This is a genomic window from Candidatus Symbiopectobacterium sp. (assembly GCF_020054415.1).
Taxonomy (GTDB): domain Bacteria; phylum Pseudomonadota; class Gammaproteobacteria; order Enterobacterales; family Enterobacteriaceae; genus Symbiopectobacterium.
The window spans coordinates 1-1,345 of record NZ_JAHWCO010000155.1 but is presented as its reverse complement, the minus strand read 5'-3'; the positions used below and the strand labels follow the sequence as shown (position 1 = coordinate 1,345).

Below are 1,345 nucleotides of genomic sequence, written 5' to 3'. Positions count from 1 at the left end.
CGCTGCTTGAGGGCCTTGTTATAAGAGGGCCAGTTGGTGATTTTAAAATTTTGTTTTGCCATGGAGACCTGATTTTGAAACAACTGTGGTGATCTGCTCCGATGATTACCCAAAAGTTCTATTTATTCAACAAAGCCACCTTTAGGAGGAAAGTTTGAAGCAACAGATTGATCATCCATCGTCCACTCTGCCCAAATTTTCTGCATGGCATCCGATTGCGTACTTAATATCTTACGTCCGTTATCCACTTTTCGCCCAGCATCCAGCCCACGAATAAATTCGCCACGTAAATCAGGGAGTTTGCCGGATGGATAAGCTAGTGCTAAGAGTGGGTATTTTTTCTTATCAAATGGTTCACCGTTGCAAATAAACCAACCGTTTGGTGCTTTTTAAGTCGGCCAAGGAAGCGGTACACCTACGGGAATTTCTACACGTAATATTTCTGGTGTAACTGCTTTAACATCTGTGGCGGTTAATTGTACATCCTGAGTCAGGTTTTTGCCGGCTTTGTTGAATAAATAGATTTTATGCTGGCAGCCCAGTGAAACGACGGATCCTCGCAACGTAAAATCACGCAGTTAGGCCTCATGAGAAAAGTGTACACCTGAGATGACAAGCATTTTCAACCAAAACTGGCATGGAAAAACAGCATGATTACCTATTGTTCAACAAAGCAGTTTTTGCCGTTAATTTTGCGAGACGAAGGTGTTGCATTTTTAGCCAGATTTATCGTTTCTAACAAACCAAGGTTTTCTTACATCATGAAATTAGCTAACATTTTGACCTAAAACAGCGATTACAAGGCTTACCGAGGTTGAGAAAAGGTTAAAAATGGCAAAAATTGGCTATATGAGGGTGTCAAAAAATGACCAAAACACCGGTTTACAGCAAAAAACCTTGATTTGCGCAAATTGTGAACAGATTTTTGAGGATAAAATCAGTGGAAAAACAGACCAGAGACCCGGATTAAAACGCGCGTTAAACTGCCTGAAATCGGGGGATACTCTGGTGGTCTGGAAGCTCGACAGGCTGGGTCGTAGCATTAACCATTTGATTACTTTAATATCCAAACTAGAAGATGAAGGCATCCATTTTCATAGTTTGACGGATTCCATTGATACTTCTACGTCCGCAGGGCGTTTTTTCTTTCATGTGATGAGTGCGTTGGCGCAAATGGAGCGGGAGCTGATTGTTGAACGTACTCAGGCAGGTCTAGCCGCAGCGAGAAGCAGAGGACGTATTGGCGGTAGACCTTGCTAATTATCTTCTGCACAGCAAGAGCAGGGCTTTGTTGAATAAATCAGAACCTGTAACGACTGCGCCCCATACGGGTCGATTGTTACGT

1 protein-coding gene and 2 pseudogenes are annotated in these 1,345 nt (G+C 42.8%); 1 reads left to right on the top strand and 2 read right to left on the bottom strand.

The window, feature by feature from the left end; genetic code table 11:
• Positions 1-122: 122 nt before the first annotated feature.
• Positions 123-374: pseudogene (locus QZ506_RS04640) on the bottom strand (phage tail protein); the annotation flags it as partial.
• Between the two features lie 15 nt (positions 375-389).
• A complete protein-coding gene (locus QZ506_RS21470; protein ID WP_367272972.1) occupies positions 390-563 on the bottom strand; it encodes a hypothetical protein in 174 nt (57 codons plus the stop codon).
• 268 nt (positions 564-831) lie between these two features.
• On the opposite strand from QZ506_RS21470, the pseudogene QZ506_RS04635 reads away from it, so the two are divergent.
• Positions 832-1,254 (top strand): annotated as a pseudogene (locus QZ506_RS04635) (recombinase family protein); the annotation flags it as partial.
• Positions 1,255-1,345 lie beyond the last annotated feature (91 nt).